Origin of the sequence: Flexivirga alba (assembly GCF_042661025.1) — a bacterium.
GTDB classification, from domain to species: domain Bacteria; phylum Actinomycetota; class Actinomycetes; order Actinomycetales; family Dermatophilaceae; genus Flexivirga; species Flexivirga alba.
Genome location: NZ_JBHSWH010000001.1, coordinates 802537 through 821245, shown reverse-complemented (window position 1 = coordinate 821245; position 18709 = coordinate 802537). Strand labels below are relative to the sequence as shown.

19 protein-coding genes are annotated in these 18709 nt (G+C 66.9%); 9 read left to right on the top strand and 10 right to left on the bottom strand.

The features are described from left to right. Positions 1-153 precede the first annotated feature (153 nt). From ACFQDH_RS04075 to ACFQDH_RS04065, 3 genes are read left to right on the top strand one after another with little or no spacing between them, the layout of a single operon-like run. Positions 154-3387 (top strand): DEAD/DEAH box helicase, encoded by a 3234-nt coding sequence (locus ACFQDH_RS04075; RefSeq protein ID WP_382398723.1) that lies wholly within the window; start codon positions 154-156, stop codon positions 3385-3387. A gap of 45 nt (positions 3388-3432) precedes the next feature. After that, positions 3433-4308 (top strand): SDR family NAD(P)-dependent oxidoreductase, encoded by an 876-nt coding sequence (locus ACFQDH_RS04070; RefSeq protein ID WP_382398721.1) that lies wholly within the window; start codon positions 3433-3435, stop codon positions 4306-4308. Position 4309: 1 nt separating this feature from the next. Then, a complete protein-coding gene (locus tag ACFQDH_RS04065) occupies positions 4310-4984 on the top strand; it encodes an NAD(P)H-binding protein (protein WP_382398719.1) in 675 nt (224 codons plus the stop codon). Positions 4985-5068: 84 nt separating this feature from the next. Here ACFQDH_RS04065 and ACFQDH_RS04060 read toward each other — a convergent pair whose 3' ends face one another. Beyond that, positions 5069-5524: a Rossmann-fold NAD(P)-binding domain-containing protein gene (locus tag ACFQDH_RS04060; RefSeq protein ID WP_382398717.1), complete on the bottom strand. Its 456-nt coding sequence runs from the start codon at positions 5522-5524 to the stop codon at positions 5069-5071. Beyond that, a complete protein-coding gene (locus tag ACFQDH_RS04055; protein WP_382398715.1) occupies positions 5455-5970 on the bottom strand; it encodes an NAD-dependent epimerase/dehydratase family protein in 516 nt (171 codons plus the stop codon). The genes ACFQDH_RS04060 and ACFQDH_RS04055 overlap by 70 nt, the downstream gene beginning before the upstream one ends. A 109-nt stretch (positions 5971-6079) precedes the next feature. Between ACFQDH_RS04055 and ACFQDH_RS04050 the strand changes: the two genes are divergently transcribed. Beyond that, positions 6080-6646, top strand: coding sequence for a TetR/AcrR family transcriptional regulator (locus ACFQDH_RS04050; protein ID WP_382398713.1), 567 nt, complete (start codon positions 6080-6082; stop codon positions 6644-6646). On the opposite strand, the gene ACFQDH_RS04045 is transcribed toward ACFQDH_RS04050, so the two are convergent. Further along, positions 6647-7000, bottom strand: a complete 354-nt coding sequence (locus tag ACFQDH_RS04045; protein ID WP_382398711.1) for a hypothetical protein — start codon at positions 6998-7000, stop codon at positions 6647-6649. 182 nt (positions 7001-7182) lie between these two features. Between ACFQDH_RS04045 and ACFQDH_RS04040 the strand changes: the two genes are divergently transcribed. Then, positions 7183-9294, top strand: coding sequence for an ArnT family glycosyltransferase (locus ACFQDH_RS04040; protein WP_382398709.1), 2112 nt, complete (start codon positions 7183-7185; stop codon positions 9292-9294). 14 nt (positions 9295-9308) lie between these two features. Beyond that, the gene (locus ACFQDH_RS04035) at positions 9309-10196 is read left to right on the top strand and encodes a dolichyl-phosphate beta-glucosyltransferase (RefSeq protein ID WP_382398707.1); all 888 of its coding nucleotides are present in this window, start codon (positions 9309-9311) and stop codon (positions 10194-10196) included. On the opposite strand, the gene ACFQDH_RS04030 is transcribed toward ACFQDH_RS04035, so the two are convergent. From ACFQDH_RS04030 to ACFQDH_RS04015, 4 genes are all read right to left on the bottom strand, one after another. Next, on the bottom strand, positions 10124-10738 hold the full coding sequence (locus tag ACFQDH_RS04030) for a hypothetical protein (RefSeq protein ID WP_382398705.1): 615 nt from the start codon (positions 10736-10738) through the stop codon (positions 10124-10126). The genes ACFQDH_RS04035 and ACFQDH_RS04030 overlap by 73 nt on opposite strands. A 13-nt stretch (positions 10739-10751) precedes the next feature. Next, entirely contained in the window at positions 10752-11720 is a 969-nt protein-coding gene (gene ligD, locus ACFQDH_RS04025) for a non-homologous end-joining DNA ligase (RefSeq protein ID WP_382398703.1), read from the bottom strand. 206 nt (positions 11721-11926) lie between these two features. Continuing rightward, entirely contained in the window at positions 11927-12472 is a 546-nt protein-coding gene (locus ACFQDH_RS04020) for a gamma carbonic anhydrase family protein (protein ID WP_382398701.1), read from the bottom strand. Positions 12473-12520: 48 nt separating this feature from the next. Beyond that, a complete protein-coding gene (locus ACFQDH_RS04015; RefSeq protein ID WP_382398699.1) occupies positions 12521-13231 on the bottom strand; it encodes a LuxR C-terminal-related transcriptional regulator in 711 nt (236 codons plus the stop codon). A gap of 149 nt (positions 13232-13380) precedes the next feature. Here ACFQDH_RS04015 and ACFQDH_RS04010 point away from each other — a divergent pair, with 149 nt between their 5' ends. Continuing rightward, entirely contained in the window at positions 13381-13656 is a 276-nt protein-coding gene (locus tag ACFQDH_RS04010; protein WP_382398697.1) for a GlsB/YeaQ/YmgE family stress response membrane protein, read from the top strand. Further along, positions 13653-13850 (top strand): hypothetical protein, encoded by a 198-nt coding sequence (locus tag ACFQDH_RS04005; RefSeq protein ID WP_382398695.1) that lies wholly within the window; start codon positions 13653-13655, stop codon positions 13848-13850. The genes ACFQDH_RS04010 and ACFQDH_RS04005 overlap by 4 nt, the downstream gene beginning before the upstream one ends. 78 nt (positions 13851-13928) lie before the next feature. Here the strand turns inward: ACFQDH_RS04005 and ACFQDH_RS04000 are convergent, their stop codons facing one another. Next, complete coding sequence (locus ACFQDH_RS04000; protein ID WP_382398693.1) at positions 13929-15506, bottom strand: ABC-F family ATP-binding cassette domain-containing protein; 1578 nt, start codon at positions 15504-15506, stop codon at positions 13929-13931. A gap of 210 nt (positions 15507-15716) precedes the next feature. On the opposite strand from ACFQDH_RS04000, the gene ACFQDH_RS03995 reads away from it, so the two are divergent. After that, positions 15717-17510, top strand: coding sequence for a long-chain-acyl-CoA synthetase (locus ACFQDH_RS03995; RefSeq protein ID WP_382398691.1), 1794 nt, complete (start codon positions 15717-15719; stop codon positions 17508-17510). 99 nt (positions 17511-17609) lie between these two features. On the opposite strand, the gene ACFQDH_RS03990 is transcribed toward ACFQDH_RS03995, so the two are convergent. Together ACFQDH_RS03990 and ACFQDH_RS03985 are read right to left on the bottom strand one after the other, a co-directional pair. Beyond that, on the bottom strand, positions 17610-18353 hold the full coding sequence (locus ACFQDH_RS03990) for a histidine phosphatase family protein (RefSeq protein WP_382398689.1): 744 nt from the start codon (positions 18351-18353) through the stop codon (positions 17610-17612). Between the two features lie 60 nt (positions 18354-18413). Then, positions 18414-18704, bottom strand: coding sequence for a hypothetical protein (locus ACFQDH_RS03985; protein WP_382398687.1), 291 nt, complete (start codon positions 18702-18704; stop codon positions 18414-18416). Positions 18705-18709: the final 5 nt, after the last annotated feature.

Genomic DNA, 18709 nt, shown 5'->3' with positions numbered 1-18709 from the left:
GTGAAGTCGCGTCCCAAATTCATACCGCTCTGCAATGCGGCTGACACCGCGTGAACACGATCCGCGCACACATCCCCCGGCGTCGGAGCGCGCCATACACAGGGATGCGGAGCGGCGGTCGCGGGTGTCAGCCCGGGCGGCTACCGTCGGAGAGTGATCAACCCGCCCGAGCTGCAGCTGAAAGGGGCGGAGTGGGTGCGTCGCGTCGGTCCGGAGCAGCTCGCCGCGCGGTTGGGGGAGCTGACCCTCGCGCGTGCCGAGCTGTATGTCGACTCCGAGCGCGTGCAATCGATCAACACCGGCGATCAGGGGCGGCTTCTCCTGTCCACGGTCGAAGGCAACCGGGCACGCCCCTACACCGTGATGATCACCCGGGTCGAGGACCACGACGGGCTGCCCGACTGGCATTCGCGGTGCTCCTGCCCGGTCGCGACCGAATGCAAACACGTCGCGGCGACCCTGCTCACCGCGCGCGATCATCTCGGTGGCGTCACCCCGGAGCTGCCGGCCTGGCGCCGGTTCGTCCAGGAGCAGCTGGAGGATCCGCCGGTCGATCACACCGACGACGGCGTGCGTCTCGGCTTGCGGCTCGAAGCGACCAAGGAGCTGCGCGGCAGGCGACGGGTCACCCGCGTCTCGGTCCGCCCGGCGCACGTCACCAAGACGAGCAACTGGTCCAAGAGTTCGTCATGGGACGAGATCGCGCTCAACCGCGTCCGGCGGCGCTTCAACCTCGCGCAGGCCGACGCGATCAGCGCCCTGCGCGATGTCATCGTCGGCCGCACCCACCAATACGCCCTCGCCCCCGCCGAGCTCCACCTCGACGACTCCGGCGCCGGCCTCTGGTCGGCGCTGCGTGACTGTGTCGCGACGGGAGTGGAGTTTCTGCCGGCATACAACAGCCGTGAGCAGGTCCGGCTGCTGCCCGACCCGCTGCAGGTGGCGGCCGACTTCGGCGAGCAACCCGACGGCTCCCTGCTCGGCAGCGCCAACGTCGTCGGCCTCATCGCGCCCGGCGAAGTCGTCCTGTTCGGCGATCCGGGGCACGGCCTCGCGCTCGTCGGGCACGACGGCAGCATCACCCTCGCGCAGCTCGAGACCGCCCTCAGCCCGGCGACCCGGGCGCTGCTGCTCGACGGCCCGCTCACCGTGCCGCCCGAGGACGCCGAGGAGTTCCGCGACCTCTACTACCCGCGCCTGACCCGCCAGCTGCGACTGGTCTCCAGCGACGGGCTCACCGTGCCAGAGCCGCTACGGCTACACCTTGTCGTCAGTTCGCCGGAGCCGCAGGCGATCCAGGTCATCGCCCGGATGCTGTATGCCGGGAAGCATCCCAAGCCGGTCGCGCTCGACGTCTATGACCGCACCCGCGACCGCGTCGGCGAGCACGAGCTGGTGGGTCGGGTCGACCCGACGCTGCGCGAGCTCGGTCTGATGGAGCTGATCGGCGGACTCGGCTGGTGGCCGGTCTCCGAAAGCCTCCTGCGCGGTTGGCCGGCGGTGCGTTTCGCCGAGACCATGGACGAGCTGTCCGCCAGCGACGACATCGAGCTGGTCATCGACGGAGAGCTACCGGCCTTCGAAGAAAGCACGGTCGCGCCGCTGATCACGATCGGCGCCGCCGACTCCGAGGACAACGACTGGCTCGACCTGCACGTCACGGTCACCCTCGACGGTGAGGAGGTTCCTTTCGCCGAGCTGTTCGCGGCACTCGCCCGGGAGGACGACGCGATGCTGCTGGCGTCGGGCACGTGGTTCTCCCTCGACCGGCCAGAGCTCTACCAGCTCGAGCGCCTCATCGCAGAGGCCCGCGAGATCGCGGACAAGCAGCGAGAAGGCTTGTCGATCAACCGTTTTCACGTCGGCCTCTGGGAGGAGCTTGAGCAGCTCGGAGTCGTCGACCAGCAGAGTGAGCGGTGGACCCGGCAGCTGGAGCGAGTTCGCGACCTCGATCGGTTCTCGGCGCCGACCATCCCCGAGTCACTCAACGCCACACTGCGCAGCTACCAGGTCGAGGGTTTCACCTGGCTGGCCGCGCTGTGGGACTGCGCGCTCGGCGGCATCCTGGCCGACGACATGGGTCTGGGAAAGACGTTGCAGACTCTCGCTCTGCTGGCTCGCGCTCGCGAGGAGGGCGAGCTGGAGGTGCCGGTGCTCGTGGTCGCGCCGAGCTCGGTCGTCGGCACCTGGGTCGGCGAGGCCGCACGGTTCACGCCCGACCTTCGAGTGGTGGCGCTCGCCGAGACCAGCAAGCGGCGCGGCAGCACCGTCCGAGAAGCCATCGGCAACGCACACGTGGTCGTCACGTCATACGCCGTGCTGCGGCTGGACGCCGACCAATTCGCCGAAACCAACTGGAACGGCTTGGTTCTCGACGAAGCGCAGTGGGTCAAGAACCACGCGTCCAAGACCTTCCAGGCGGCCAAGCGCATCGGTGCGCCGTTCACGCTCGCGGTCACCGGCACCCCGCTCGAGAATTCCCTGATGGACCTCTGGTCGATGCTCGCGCTCGCGGCGCCTGGCCTCTACCCGCGGCCGGAGGCCTTCGGGCAGCGCTATCGCAAGCCGATCGAGCGCGGCCAGGCTCCGGAGCTGCTGGACCAGTTGCGCCGCCGGATTCGCCCGCTGATGCTGCGACGCACCAAGGACCAGGTGGCGAGCGACCTGCCGCCGAAGCAGGTTCAGGTGCAGGCCGTCGAGCTGGGGGCCAAGCATCGGCAGATCTACGACCGGCACCTGCAACGCGAGCGGCAGCGCGTGCTCGGCCTGCTGGAGGACCCGGACGGCAACCGCGTCGCGATCCTCGCCGCGCTCACCCGGCTGCGCCAGCTCGCGCTTGACCCACGGCTGGTCGACGACGTCCCCGGCAGCAGCGCCGAGAACTCCGCGAAGATCACCCTCCTCGTCGAGCAGATCGGCGAGCTCGCCGCGGAAGGTCACCGGGCGCTCGTCTTCAGCCAATTCACCTCCTTCCTCAAGCTCGCCCGGGACGCGCTCGACAAGGCCGGGCTGACTTCGTCATACCTCGACGGCCGAACTCGCAACAGGCAGAAGGTTATTGACGGTTTCAAGACCGGCGACGACCCGGCGTTCCTGATCTCGCTCAAGGCCGGCGGTGTGGGGCTCACCCTCACCGAAGCCGACTACGTCTTCGTGCTCGACCCGTGGTGGAACCCCGCGACAGAGGCGCAGGCGATCGACCGCGCGCACCGCATCGGGCAGGACAAACCGGTGATGGTCTATCGATTGGTCAGCGCCGGCACCATCGAGGAGAAGGTCGTGGCGCTGCAGGAGCGCAAGCGCGAACTCTTCGAGAAGGTCGTTGATGGTGACGGCGGTGTCGGCGGCGCGATCACCCCCGACGACATCCGCGCGTTGTTGGACTGACGTGAAGCCGGTTACTTGGCAGTAACCACGTCTAGGGTGGCAGGTATGCGCATTCTCTCCGCCAAACCGACCAGGTCATATGCCGCAGCGCGATGCCTGGTGACCGGTGGTTGTTCCGGCCTCGGTCAGGCCCTCGTCAAACTCCTGGTCGCCGACGGCGCGCGAGTGCTCGTCGGCGACGTGCACGACACGGCGCCCGAGGGTTCGCTGCCCGACGGCGTCGACTACCTGCGGCTGGACGTCAGTCGCGACGAGGACTGGGACAACGCCCGCAACTGGGTGGAGAGCACCTACGGCGGCCTCGACCTGCTGATCAACAACGCCGGCATCGCGGCAGGCGGTCGCATCGACGTCGCCGACATGGACGAATGGCGCCGCATCACCGACATCAATCTGCTCGGTGTTGCCCGGGGTTGCCACACCTTCGTGCCGATGATGAAGCAGCAGTCGGGCGGTCAGATCGTCAACACTGCATCGCTGGCCGGGCTGGTTCATGCGCCCGCGATGGCGTCATACAACGCGGTGAAGGCGGGCGTCGTCGCTATCAGCGAGACGCTGCGGTCGGAGCTTGCGCCATACAACATCACGGTGTCGGTCATCTGCCCGTCGTTCTTCCGGACCAACCTGGCGTCGTCGTTCGGTGGCAAGGATGTCGACATGGAAGCCAGCGGTGTCGACATGATCAACAAGGCGCCGCGATCGGCGGATCAGGTTGCGGCCGTTGCCTATTCGGGGATGAAGGCCGAGAAGCACATCATCCTCACCGACCGTGACGGGCACATCGCGTATGCCGCAAAGCGCTACGCGCGACCGGTCTACGACCGGGCGATGAAGGCTGCCGGCAAGCAGGTTGGCACCGGTAAGACACCGACACCGAAGATCGTCGAGAAGTTGCAGGCGCTCGGCGCCAGAAAGAAGTGACATGAGTTCTGTTGCCATCATTGGCGGACACGGCAAGATCGCGTTGCTGCTCGCGAAGCAGCTTGCGGCGCAAGGACATCAGGTGCGCTCGCTCTTCCGCAACAAGGATCACGCGCCCGAGGTCGCGGCCACCGGCGCGGAGGCAGTCGTTGCAGACGTCGAGCATCTCGATGTGCCGGCTATCACCGAGTTACTGGCCGGCGTCGACGCGGTTGTGTGGTCGGCGGGTGCCGGCGGTGGCAGCCCGGCCCGGACCTATGCCGTCGACCGGGATGCCGCGATCCGCAGCATGAACGCCACCGCGGCGGCGGGCATCGAGCGCTACGTCATGGTCTCCTACTTCGGCGCATCTACGGATCACGGTGTGCCCGAGGACAATTCGTTCTTCGTGTATGCCGAGGCGAAGGCCGCTGCCGATGAATATCTGCGTGGCACCGGCCTCTCCTGGACCATCGCCGCGCCCAGCAGCCTGACCGACGACGCGCCGACCGGCCGCATCGAGGTCAAGGGCCAGGACGGCGACGGGTTGAAGTCCGGGTCGGTCTCACGAGCCGACGTCGCGGCGGTTGTCGCGGCACTGCTGCCGGCGACCAACTCGGTCGGAGCGTTCGTGCAGTTCAACAACGGCGACACCCCGATCGCCGACGCTGTCGCCGCCATCAAGCGGGCCGAATAATAAAGCGGGTTGAGTAGCGGAGGAGCGAAGCGGGGGAGCGTATCGAAACCGCGGGTCTCGATACGCAACCTCGTGCCTCGGCTGCTACGCGACCAGCGAAAAGTACGCACCGGCCCTGATGTCTTCCAGCAGCGTCGGACCGGTCGGCTCCCACCCGAGCAACGACCGGGTCGCATCGGACGACGCCGCGCCCTGCATACCGAAGAAACCGCCGATGAAGCCGAAGTGCGCGACGGCATCGTTCGGATCGATCGACGTGACGGGCAGGCCGAGTCCAGCGCCGATGGCCTCGGCGATGGCCTTGGTCGGCACGCCGGTCTCGCCGGTGGCGTGCAGTCGTGCGCCGGCTGGGGCGCTCTCCAGGCCGAGTCGCACCAGACTCGCGGCATCGGTGCGAGCCACCGCCGCCCAACTGTTGCTGCCGTCGCCGACGTAGCCCGATACTCCGGCCTTGCGCGCGGCGGCAACGATCAGTGCGATGAATCCGTGGTCGCCGACGCCGTGGACGGTCGGCGCGAAACGGGCCGCGACGGCCCGCACCCCTGGTCGACGAAATCGAACGCGCGGTTCTCGGCGCCGCCGCGTAGTGATTCCGGGCCGACGTGGGGACTGGCGTCGTCCTCGGTCGCCGGCCGGCCTGCGGCGAGGCCGGCAACGCCGGACGCGAAGACGAAGGGCCGGTCGCTGCCGGCGAGCACCTCGCCGATGGTCTCGATCGCAGCTCGCTCGGCGGCATTCGAATTGGCCGGATTGGACCAATCGTGTTTGTTTGCAAGGTGTATGACGCCCTCAGTGGCGTCGGCGCCCTTGCGAAGCGAGTCGAGGTCATCCAGGTCGCCGCGCAGGACGTCGGCGCCCTTGGCTTCGAGCTGGGCAGCTGACGATTCCGAACGAGCGAGACCGGTGACCTCATGTCCGGATCGCAGCAGGTCGTCGACGGTGGCGGAGCCGATCCAACCGGTGGCACCGGTGACGAATACGCGCATGGTGGGTCCCTTCCCGAGAAAGGAGCAGTGCTCCAACGAGTGATGTCATTGACTGACATCATTCACCGTACACCTGGATGTCAGTTACTGTCATCAGTAAGCTTCCGGTATGGCGCGGTGGCAACCAGGAGCACGAGAGCGATTGCAGACGATCGCCCTACAACTCTTCGCGGAGCAAGGGTTCGAGCAGACCACCGTTGCCGAGATCGCTCGCGCCGCCGATCTCACCGAGCGGACGTTCTTCCGGCACTTCGCGGACAAGCGTGAAGTGCTCTTCGCCGGTCAGGACGACTTCCTCCAACTGTTCACCGACCCGATCGACGCGGCGCCGGAGGGCACGGTGCCATACGAGCTCATCAGGCGATCGCTGGACGCCGCCGGTGAGTTCTTCCCGGACGAACGACGTGCGTTCTCGCGGGTGCGGGCGTCGATCATCGACACGGAGCCCTCGCTGAAGGAGCGGGAGTTGGCCAAGCTCGCGACGCTGAAGCTGCGACTCGGTGAGCTGCTGCGGGAGCGCGGCATAGCCGAACCGACCGCGACCCTCGCGGCGGAGACGGGGGTGACGATCTTCCATCTGTCGTTCCAGCAGTGGATCGCAGACAAGGAGTTGCGCAGCATGTCCGAGATCGCGCGGGAGCGACTCGACGGGTTGGTTGCCTTGACCGCCGGCTGATCAGGTCCCGGACCCGGAGCCAGGCCCGCCGCCCGCACCAGGTGCGCCGTTGGGCGCCCCATTGCCTTGCTGTCCGGTGCTGCCCTGCTGCTGTGAACCGGTGCCACCAGGGACCTCGAAGGTGCGCGCGTTGCCGAAGCCACCACCGCCCATCCGGCCGGTACCGCCGCCGGTTCCGCTCGCCACTGCGGCCGATGCCGTGATCGCGCCGGCCGACGACAGCCCGATCGCCAGTGCCGCCACGACCGCAGTCTTCTTGCCCGACCAGCGCGGCTGGTGGAGGACGGGCGTCGTTTCGGCGACGTGCTGTCCGGCCGGTGGCGGCGTCGGAAGTTGGGGATGTTCCTGCGTCATGGGTGATCGTCCTTAGAGTGCTGAGATCCGTTGTCGCACATGAACATTGCAGCGGGTCCTGTGGTCGGTCTTTGAGACCCCGCAGGCGAGCCTGGCAACGCTGAAGGGAGAGCTGACCCTTCACGGTCAGCCCTGGCAGCTGCCACAGCATGGCCACAAGCGGCGCCGACACGCTCCATGACATGGACTCAGCAACCGCGCACCTGCGGACCTCAGATGAAGTAGTCCGCAGGGAAACCTCGACCAATGTCGGGCGCTCCGGTGCGGCTGTCGGCGACGGACGATTTGCGCGCTGGTGGAGTGGACATCCGGACGACCCCTCGTGGGCACGACCGTCAGCGTTCGGCCTGCTGGTGGCGACGGCGGTCCTCTACTTCTACAACCTGACCGCGAGCGGGTGGGCGAATTCGTTCTATTCCGCTGCGGCCCAGGCAGGTTCGGTCAACTGGGAAGCCTTCTTCTTCGGATCCTCCGACGCCGCCAACTCGATCACCGTCGACAAGCCGCCGGCCGCGCTGTGGGTGATGGCCCTCTCGGTCAGAGTCTTCGGGCTCAACTCTTTCGCGATCCTGATGCCGGAAGTCCTGATGGGCGTGGCAACGGTCGGGTTGGTCTATTCGATGGTTCGTCGCCACTTCGGTGCGGGCGCCGGACTCCTCTCGGGTGCGGTGCTGGCGCTGACTCCGGTGGCAGCGTTGATGTTCCGCTTCAACAACCCCGACGCATTGCTGGTGCTGTTGATGACCCTCGGCGCGTGGGGCACGATGCGAGCGATCGAGAAGGGCTCCATCAAGTGGATGGCCCTGGTCGGGGTGTTCCTCGGCTTCGGCTTCCTGACCAAGACGCTCCAAGTCTTCCTCGTCATACCCTTCTTCGGGATCGCCTACCTCGTGACTGCGCGGACGAACCTCAAGCGACGAGTCCTCGGCCTTCTCGCCGGGCTCGGTGCGATGATCGCCGCCGCAGGCTGGTGGGTGCTGATCGTGCAGCTGGTTCCGGCCGACTCGCGGCCGTACATCGGTGGTAGCCAAACGAATTCGTTCTGGAACCTCACCTTCGGCTACAACGGCTTCGGTCGGCTGAGCGGCAACGAGACTGGCTCCGTCGGTGGCGGCGGCGCGGGAGGTGGCACCACCGCCGGCGGCATGTGGGGCGTCACCGGCATCACCAGAATGTTCGGGTCCGAGGTCGGCAGTCAGATCTCCTGGCTCCTGCCTAGCGCACTCATCCTGCTCAGCGTCGGCATCGTCCTGCGCGGTCGTCAGCCGCGCACCGACGGACGCCGGGCGGCATACCTCGTGTGGGGCGGCTGGCTGCTCGTCACCGGCCTCACCTTCTCGTTCATGGCCGGCATCTTCCACCAGTACTACACAGTCGCGCTGGCTCCCGCGATCGCAGCAGTGGTCGGCATGGGCGCCAAGGAAGCCTGGGACCGCCGGCATCACGCGATCGGCTCGATCACCCTTGCGGTCGCGACGGCCGCCGCCGCGACGTGGTCGTTCATCCTGCTCACTCGGGTCACCGCGTATGGCGACTGGTTGCGCACCTCGATCCTCGCCGTCGGTATGGCGGCGGCATTCCTCCTGCTCGCGCTGAACTGGTTGCACCGCAAGGCGATTCCACTGGTTCTCGCGGGTGCGATCGCAGCCGGCTTGGCCGGGCCGGCGGCATACACCTGGAGCACGGTGAACTCCGCCAACACCGGCTCGATCCCGACCGCTGGTCCCGGTGGAATGGGCGGCTTCGGTGGTGGTGGCGCTCCCGGCGGTGGCCGGATGGGCGGCGTCCGTCCCGGTGGCACTACCGGTCAGGGCACTATTCCCGCCCAGGGCGGCACCACTGGCCAAGCAGGCGCGACGGGCAACGCGGCGGCCACGCAGCGTCAGGGTGGCGGCCTGGGCGGCCTGCTGGGTGCCACCACTCCGAGCACCGCAGTCGTCAGCGCACTCCAGTCTGGCGCGGCCACGTACACCTGGGTCGCAGCGGCGATCGGCAGCAACAACGCGGCGGGCCTGCAGCTCGCGACCGGGCAGCCGGTGATGCCGATCGGTGGGTTCAACGGGAGTGACCCGTCACCGACGCTCGCGCAGTTCCAGAGTTATGTGCAGTCCGGCAAGATCCACTACTTCCTCGCCGGCGGCGTCGGCGGTGGGGGTCAGTCGGGCGGCTCGAACGTCGCGCAGCAGATCACCACGTGGGTTGAGGCGCACTACAAGAAGGTGACGATCGGGGGATCGACCTTCTACGACCTGACCCAGCCGACCAGCTCCGCGAGCTCGTCGTCGAGTAACTGACAAGGATGCGAGCGATGAAAATCTCTCAAGAACAACAGGATTCGGTGGGTCACAACCACTTCGGCCTGCGCCAGATCGTGCTGGACGTCGTGATCCCGGTGCACAACGAGCAGCGCATCCTGGAAGCGAGCGTCGACACCGTGTGGAGACTGCTGCGCGATGAGTTTCCCTATCCGTTCCGCATCACGATTGCGGACAGCGCGTCCACGGACGGCACCCTGCTGATTGCGCGCCGGCTCGCTTCGACGCGTCCCGAAGTGCGGGTTCAGGTGATGAGTCGCAAAGGTCGGGGGCTGGCCCTCAAGCACGCCTGGCTGTCCTCGGATGCTCTCGTGCTGGCCTATATGGACGTCGATCTGTCGACCGATCTGGGCGGGCTGTTTCCGCTGGTGGCGCCGCTGTTGTCCGGGCATTCCGACGTCGCGATCGGCTCCCGGCTGGCTCGCGGATCACATGTGGTGCGGGGGCCGAAGCGCGAATTCATCTCTCGCAGCTACAACTTCATCCTGCATTGCTCATTGCGCACCGGTTTCACCGATGCCCAGTGTGGCTTCAAGGCGATCCGTAGTGACGTGGCCAGGGCGTTGCTGCCGCTCGTGGAGGACGAGACGTGGTTCTTCGACACCGAGCTGCTGGTGCTCGCCGAGCGGTGCCGGCTGCGGATCCACGAGGTGCCGGTCGATTGGTATGACGACCCCGACAGTCGGGTGCACATCACCAGCACCGCACGCGACGACCTGCGTGGCGTATGGCGCCTACGCCGTTCGCGTAGTGCCGCCGATCCCCAGATCCAAGACCTGCGGAAAACGCTGGGGCGATTGGGGATCGATCAGTCGCGGTCGGAACCGGACAACTGCGAGGCGGACCGATTCGCCGCTTCGAGTGCCGCGACGCTCTCCTGAGTCAGGTAGGCGTGCACGGCCGTCGCCACCTCGCCCACCGGCCGTGGCGGTAGATAGGCCGAGGCACCGGCGTCCAGCAGTCGGCCGACCGGACCCTGGTAGCGCACCTCGAGTTCGTCGTCCTCGATCTCGGTGATGATCAGCCGCGCCTCCGGGAAGCTGCCGCGCAGCACGTTCAACAGTTGCGGACTGACCGGATTGATGAGCAGCACGTCAGCCGTCGGTGGAGCGTCGTGCAGGTCGAGAACGATGTAGTCCGAACCGAATTCGTCAGACAGTCGGCGCCGAGCAGAGTCGGACAGCTTCATCGCGGTCGCGACCACCGTCACGCCCTCAGGTGTCTTGACCTCCGATGTCGATGAGCGAGGCTCCGGGAGGACCACACCCTCGAGGACTGAGGGGCGGAAGACCAGCTGGCCCAGCTCGCGGTCGCCGCCGACCAGGGTGATCTCGGCGCCTTTCATCGCGGCTGTGAGTGACTCGCGGAGCTCGCGCGGCAATGTGTCCAGGTCAAGTGTCGGTGATTCCCCTCGATGCCCCATGCACCCAGTCTGCCTAGTCCGTCGGCTCCGGCGGTTCTTCGGCGCCCGCGTGTTCGTCGCGTTCCGCCCACTCCAGCAGGGTGTCGATGCGGAAGGCCTCGTCGTCGATGCCGGCTGCTGGATCGCCTCGCTCGGCATACCGCCCAGGCACCGTGGCGATCGTGCACTCCTGCGGCTCGATGTCGTCGAGTTCGTCCCAGCCGAACGGTGTTGAGACGGTGCCCGAAGGGTTGCCGCGCACCGAGTAGGCGGCAGCGATCGTGTGGTCGCGGGTGTTCTGGTTGTAGTCCACGAACACCATCCGCGGGTCGCGGTCCTTGCGCCACCAGGTCGTCGTGACGTCGTCGGGCGCGCGCCGCTCGACCTCACGGGCGAACGCCAGCGCGGCACGGCGTACGTCCTGGAATCCCCACTCGGGCTCGATGCGCACATAGACGTGCAGCCCGGACCCGCCCGAAGTCTTCGGATAGCCGGTGATGCCCAGCTCGTCGAGCAGCTCGTGCGTCACCCGAGCTGTATGGCGCACCCGGTCGAAGTCTGCTTCCGGCATCGGGTCGAGGTCGATCCGCCACTCGTCCGGGCGCTCGACGTCGAACCGCCGGGAGTTCCACGGGTGGAACTCGACCGTCGACATCTGGACCGCCCAGATCACCGCGCCGATCTCGGTGACACACAGCTCGTCGGCGGTGCGGTTCCACCGAGGAAAATGAATGTTGACTGTTTCCAACCAGTTCGGAGCTCCGCGGGGCACGCGCTTCTGATGCACCTTCTCGCCGGTAACACCGGTCGGAAAGCGATGCAGCATGCACGGACGATCTCGCAGCGCCTGCACGATGCCGTCGCTCACCGACAGGTAGTAGTTGGCCAGGTCGAGCTTCGTCTCGCCGCGCTCGGGGAAGTAGACCCGGTCCGGGTTGGAGATCCGCACCGTGTGCTCACCGGCCTCGAGCTCGGTCGCCGGAGTGCTGCCCTTGGCTGCCATATCGCCAACTTAACGTCCTGCGTCGCCTTCTGCCGCTGTCCGAAGCGCCTCGAGCCGGTCGCCCCACGAGTCGCCCAGGTCGCGCAACCAGGTCGATACGGCATGGCGGCCTGAATCCCGCGATCGAGAGGACCCGATAGGCAATGAGTGGACCCGCTATCGCACGCCGGTATGGGGCCCGCTCGAAGCGTTATGTGTCCTCTCAATCAACGGGCGGCGGGTCGTCCGCCGGGTTGGATGACCTCGCCCGCGGCGTGTATGGCGGCGAGGTCGACATACGCCGAGCCGTTCAGCTCGATACCGGCCCGCTCCTCGTCGCTCAGCTCGCGGCGCACCTTGGCGGGCACGCCGGCCACCAATGAGCCCGCCGGGACCTGCATACCCTCGGGCACGACCGCGCCCGCCGCGATCAGCGAACCTTCGCCGATGACAGCGCCATTGAGCACTCGCGATCCCATACCGATCAGGACGTCATCCCCGATCGTGCAGCCGTGCAAGGTGGCGTTGTGCCCGACGGAGACCCGCTCGCCGACGCGTAGCGGGCTGCCCGGATCAGCGTGCAGCGAGCAGTTGTCCTGGATGTTGCTGCGCGCCCCGATGCTGATCGACTCGATGTCTCCGCGGACCACGGCGCCATACCAAATGCCGACCTCGGCGCCGAGTGTCACGTCACCTACCACGGTGGCGTTGGGGGCTACCCATGTCGAATCGTCGACCGTGGGCGTCATGTCCTGGATGCGGATGATCGTCATCGCGACAACGTATCCGCTCCAGGTGAGATCCTCGGCGCGACGAGACCGTCAGTCCGACGTCTTCGACGCCGGGTCCGTCGTGACGGTCGTCCCGTCACCGTCACGCCACGCGTCGAGGCGGTGATGATCGGGCCTGAACCCGTGCGCGATGCCCCACAGGACGGCCTTCGTCCGACTGGTCACGTCGATCTTGCGGTAGAGACTGCGGATGTAGGACTTGATCGTGTTCGGGCTCAAATAGGTCAGCGAGGCGATGTCAGCGTTGCTTCGCCCCTGGGTGATCAGGGCGAGGATCTCCGACTCCCGATCGGTGAGGCCGTCGAGACGTCCCGGCCAGTCGAGTCCCGGGTCGCTGTGGACCAGTGGCGGCGGGTCACTGATCACGACCTTGCCGGCGTGCACCGCCTCGAGCGCGTCGACGAGTTCAGCTGCCGGAAGCGTCTTCGACAGGTAGCCGTCCACACCGCGCCTGCGTGCCGACGTGATCAGCTCGGGATGGAAACTCCACGTGTAGACGACCACTCGCCGTGCACGCGGGCTGTTCACGAGCAGGTCGATCTGGCCGGTGTCTGCCTCGCCCTGGGCGAACGAGTCGTAGAGAGCGATGTCGACGTCCTCGATCAGCGGTTTGTTGGTGTCGATCTCGATGATGACGACCCGATCGCGGTAGTCGTCCAGCATGTGTGCCAGGCCGCCGAGGACGATGTCGTAGTCGTCGATCAGGGCGAGCCGGATCGGCTCGGTCACGCGTGGAGGCATTGCCGGAGAGTAACCGCCTTTGGGGTGTGCCACACCACCATTGACGGTGGAAACCTTGTTCGTCGGGCCAACTCGGCCCAGCGGGGGTCTTCAACACAGCGGACCCCGTCACCACGGGGTCCGCTCACACCTGGAAAGCGAATCTCACCATGCTCGGTCTCATCATCAGTCTGATCGTCATCGGCCTCATCGCCGGGGCGGTCGCCCGACTGCTCGTGCCGGGACGCCAGAACATCGGCATCCTCGCGACGATCGTCTTGGGCATCGTCGGTTCCTTCATCGGCGGTTTCCTCGGCTATCTGATCTTCCACAAGGACGCCCAGAGCGGCTTCTTCCAGCCGTCCGGCATCATCGGCTCGATCATCGGCGCGATCATCGCGTTGCTGATCTACCTGCGGATGGGCAGCCGCCGGACCGTGCGATGACGGAGGGCGCCGAAGTCACGTATGCCGCCATCGCGCGACGGCGTCTGGTGCGTTGGCACGTCTCCGTGCCCGGTATCGGCAGGACGACCACGTTCCGCCGCAGTCGTGTCGAAGCGGCGGCTCAGACCCTGGTCGCGCGGTGGACGGGGAACCCGGATGCCTCCGTCGCCGTGCTCAGCAGGCCGCGATCGTGACCGGATCCGACGAGCCGACCACCACGGCAGGGGGCGTGGTGGTCGGCTCGTCGCCTGCGTCCGGTCGTCAGCAGAAGCTCACGCAGGCTGCAGATGTATGGCGCGGCCGGCCCAGCGTCGCCGGATCCACCGGTCATGGCTGGCGAGTATGACGGTGACCGGGCTCGCGGCCAGCGCGTCTTCCAACTCGTCCACCAGTGCCAGGGACAGGTGGTTGGTCGGCTCATCCAGCAACAGCAGATCCGGCTGGCGCGCGATCAGCAGGGCCAACTCGACCCGCCGCTGCTGGCCCAGGCTGAGCTCGCCGAGCGGTCGGCTGTGATCGCGCGGATGCAGCAAACCCAATGACGACAACGAAATCCGGTCGTCCATGGCCTCGAAGAGGTCGCTCGCTGACTTGTCTCGATCCGTTAGCGAGACATCCTGCGTCAGCAGCCCGATCTGCCGTGCCCGCACGTCAACCCGCCCGGAGTCCGGCATCCGCCGGCCGGCGATCAGGTCGAGCAAGGTCGACTTGCCCGCGCCGTTGACCCCCGTCACCAGCAGGTGCTCACCGGGTATGACGTCCAACCGGTCACAGCGCAGCCGCCCACGCACCCGAACGTCCCGCACCGACACGGCCGCGATCGGCTGCCGGTCGAAAGAACCCGAGAACTGCATAACCGCAGGCGGTTTGGGGATGCGCGAGCGCTCCAGCAACTCGATCCGCTGCTCGGCATTGCGCCGCCGCCGGCTCACCGTGGCCTGGACCCGCTGGCGCTTGAAGCCGTAGATGAACTTGTCGTTGTCGCGCGGGCCTCGGTTGTGGGCGATGTCGGTGTTGGTCGTGCGTGCGGCCGCCCGCAGCGAGTTGAGCTCGTCCTGTTGCGCTTCGAACTCCTCCTGCCACCGGTGCCGCGAAGCGCGTTTGGTAGCAAGGTAATCCGTGAAATTGCCCGAGAAGAGTCGCCCTCCGCGTCCGTCGGTGCCGAAGTGCGACGGGTCGAGATCGACGATCGCGGTGCACACCCGGTCCAGGAAGACCCGATCGTGCGAGGCGACCAAGGTGGCGCCACCCATCGAATTCAACTCGTGCTCAAGGAAATCCAGCGCTTCGTCATCCAGATGATTGGTCGGTTCGTCGAGCAGCAACACTTCCGGGCGACGCGTCAGCAATGCCGCCAGTGCGAGCCGGGCGCGTTCGCCGCCGGACATCGACGCAACAGTGCGCGACGGGTCCAACGTCCCCAAGCCGAGTCGGTGCGCGGCCACCTCGGCTCGCCGGTCCGCGTCCCAGGCGTCGTGGACCATCGCCCAGTCGAGCAGTCGGGAATACTCGTCGGCCAGGTCGGGCCGGTCGTCGAGCTGCGCAGCAAGAACCTCCATCCGCTCGATGCCTTCGTGCAGCGGAGCGAGGGCGTCATACATGACTTGTGCGATCGTTGCCGTCGGGTCGAGCCCTGAGTCCTGGCCGAAGTAGCCGAAGTCGTCCGGGATCGCGACGCTGCCGCCGTCGGCATCCCGCAGCCCCGCCGCGACCTGCAACAGAGTTGACTTCCCGGAGCCGTTCTCGCCGACCAGGCCCACGGTCGCACCGGGTATGACGGACAGGCTGACGCCGTCCAGCACGCGCCGGTCGACATACGAAAATACGAGATCGGTGATCTGAAGTGACATGAGAGATCCGTTCCACAGGCAGTGGGTGCTCGCCGGGATGGCCGCGGACGCGAGCGATGACGGATCTACTTCTTCATGGTGCAGCTAGCCTGACATGAGAGCCGGCAACCAGGCAATCCGATTCATCGGGGCGATCAGCCGAACATTTGGTTACTCGTGGGTATCGTGGAGCAGTCCCGGGAGCCGTGGCACCAGCAACAAGGAGTTTCAATGAGTCCACAGACTCGTCAGCGCGTCAGCCTGCTCGACCTTGGCAAGGGCGCGCTCGGCATCTTGCCCGACCTACCGCTGCTCGCGCGCGAGGCGCCGGGCCTCTTGCTGCGCAAGCCGACCGCCAAGAACTCTCTGGGCCTGATCTTCCAGAACAACGCCGCCCGTCACCCCGACCGCGACTTCGTCAAGGGCGAAGGTGCCGACGGCACGGTCCGCGCCCTCACGTATGGCGAGGCGAACGCCATCGTCAACCGCTACGCCCACGTGCTGCAGGCGCACGGCGTCAAGCGCGGCGACGTCGTCGGCCTGATGGCGCACAACTGCATCGACAACCTGCTGGTCATGCTGGCGACCGTGAAGCTCGGCGCGATCGCTGGGCTGCTCAACTACAACCAGCGCGCCGACGTGCTGGCCCACAGTCTCGGCATCCTGAACGCCCGCGTGATGGTCGTCGAGGACTCCTGCACCGAGGGTCTGGCCACGGCCGGCGATGCCGCGAAGGCGCAGCAGGTGCTGACCTTCTCGGAGTTGAGCGAAGCCGCCAAGGCGCAGGGCGAGGACAACCCGGCCGCCTGCGCGCAGGTCATCGCCCACGAGAAGGCGTTCTACATCTTCACCTCCGGCACGACCGGCATGCCGAAGGCCTCGGTGATGAGTCACTTCCGCTGGCTGAAGTCCTACAGCGGCCTGGGCGCGCTCGGGGTGCGGCTGAAGTCCACCGACACGATGTACTGCCCGCTGCCGCTCTACCACAACAACGCGGTCACGGTCGCGCTCAGCTCGGTGCTGGTCAGCGGTGCTTCGATGGCCATCGCGCCGAAGTTCTCCGCGAGCCGGTTCTGGGACGACTGCATCCGGTATGACGCAACGGCTTTCGTCTACATCGGCGAGTTGTGCCGTTACCTCCTCGCCCAGCCGGCGAAGCCGGTCGACCGCCAGCACAAGGTGCGGGTCATCGTGGGCAACGGCCTCCGGCCGGACATCTGGGACGACTTCCAGGGTCGCTTCGGCATCTCACGCATCGCCGAGTTCTACGGCGCGAGCGAGTGCAACATCGCGTTCATCAACGCCTACAACCTCGACCAGACCGCAGGCACCTGCCCGCTGCCCTACAAGGTGGTGGCCTACGACGTCGAGACCGGCGCGGCCACACGCAACGAGAAGGGCCGGCTGAGCAAGGTCAAGAAGGGCGATGTCGGCCTACTGCTGGCCAAAGTCACCGGCCGGGCACCGTTCGACGGCTACACCGACGAGGACGCGACCGAGGCCAAGCTCTTGCGAGGCGGCTTCAAGGACGGCGATGTCTGGTTCAACACCGGCGACCTGGTGCGCGATCAGGGCTTCACCCACGTGGCGTTCGTCGACCGGCTCGGCGACACCTTCCGGTGGAAGGGCGAAAATGTCGCGACCACCGAGGTCGAGGGCGCGATCGACGAGTTCCCCAGTGTCGACGACGTCACCGTCTACGGCGTCCAGGTGCCCGGCACCGACGGCAAGGCCGGTATGGCGGCGGTCGTCCTGCACGACGGTCAGGAGTTCGACGGACCCGGTGTGGCCGCGCACGTTGCGACGTCGCTCCCGGCATACGCGATGCCACTCTTCATCCGGGTCACGGACTCGCTGGAGCACACCTCGACGTTCAAGAGCCGCAAGATCGAGCTGCGCAACCAGAGCTTCGTGAAGCCGGGCGGCGACCCGGTCTACGTGCTGACTGACCAGGAGCGCGGCTACGCGCCGCTGTATGACGGCTACATCGACGACGTCATCGCCGGGAAGTTCCCCCGCGTCTGACCCCCGCCATCCGCTCGGTGATCGACTTCAAGCACGAAAGTCGGGGTCCCCGCGAAGTATCGGAGGAGCGCAGCGGGGGAGAACTTCGTGGGGTGACGTTTAGCGGGCGGTGATGAGCTTCGCTTCGGGTAGGTGCCCGACCTCGTTGTAGGTCAACAGCTGCGGCAGGCCTTCCTTGTCCAGGACCAGCCGGGTGAGGCCGGTGTTGTAACCGGCCATCGACGTCGCCCGCCAGATGTTCTCGATCGCCAGGTCGTTGGTGCTCGGGCGCTCCGGGTCGCGCACGTCGCGGTCCCAGGGCTCCCGGACGAGCAACCGCGCGATGATCCAGGAGATCAGGCCGACGCTGGAGATGACCATCGTGCACTCGGCGTCGTGCTCGAGCAGGGACGTCATCGCGGTGCGCACCCGAGTGTCGAACGCGGCGAACGACTCGGTGTATTCGTCGTCGTGCTCGCCGTCGGCCCAGCGGGCTATCGCCTGGGTGAACATGTCTTCGAACGCCGCCCGCGGCCGTAGTGTGCGAACCATGTCGGCCTTGAGGACAAGCATGTTCTTGTATGCCGGCTTGAACGCGTTGATGACCTCGACGTGATCCAGCTCGTTCCAGACGTCGTCGACATCCGTGGGAGCGATCCAGCCGGCCGCGACACAGACGGCGGCTGCGGTCTGCCGCTGGCGGTTGAGGCTGCCGCTGACGATCCGGTCCGGCTTGATCTCACGCGTGCTCAGGAACTGCCCGAGCAGCCTCGACTGGGTGCGTCCGAGATCACTGAGCTGGTCGTAGTCGCTCTTGCCGAACGACGCTTGACCGTGGCGCACGAGCAGGATCGAGCGGGTCATGGCCTCAATCTAACGGTCGGAGAGGGCGGCACACCTCCGGGACCCCGCGGTGCCGTCGGCTCAGTCCAGGCGAGTCAGCGTGCCGTCGGCGCCGACGCGGAACCGGGCTGCGGACGCCCTGGTTTCGCTGGGCAGAGCGCTCGGGCTGACCGCGGCGCCGTGCGTCGCGTGTTGGGACGAGGTGTGCTTCAGCCCGGTGGAGACCCCGGCTGCGGTGGCACTGGCGGCCGGTATGGCGCCCGCGCCGACGATCAGGATCGCTGCGCTGCCGAGCAGGGTGCGGCCGGCCCGGCGCATGAACCCGGAGTCCTGGTCTGCTTCCGATTGAAGGAGTGCGGTTGTGGTGTTCATGCGAA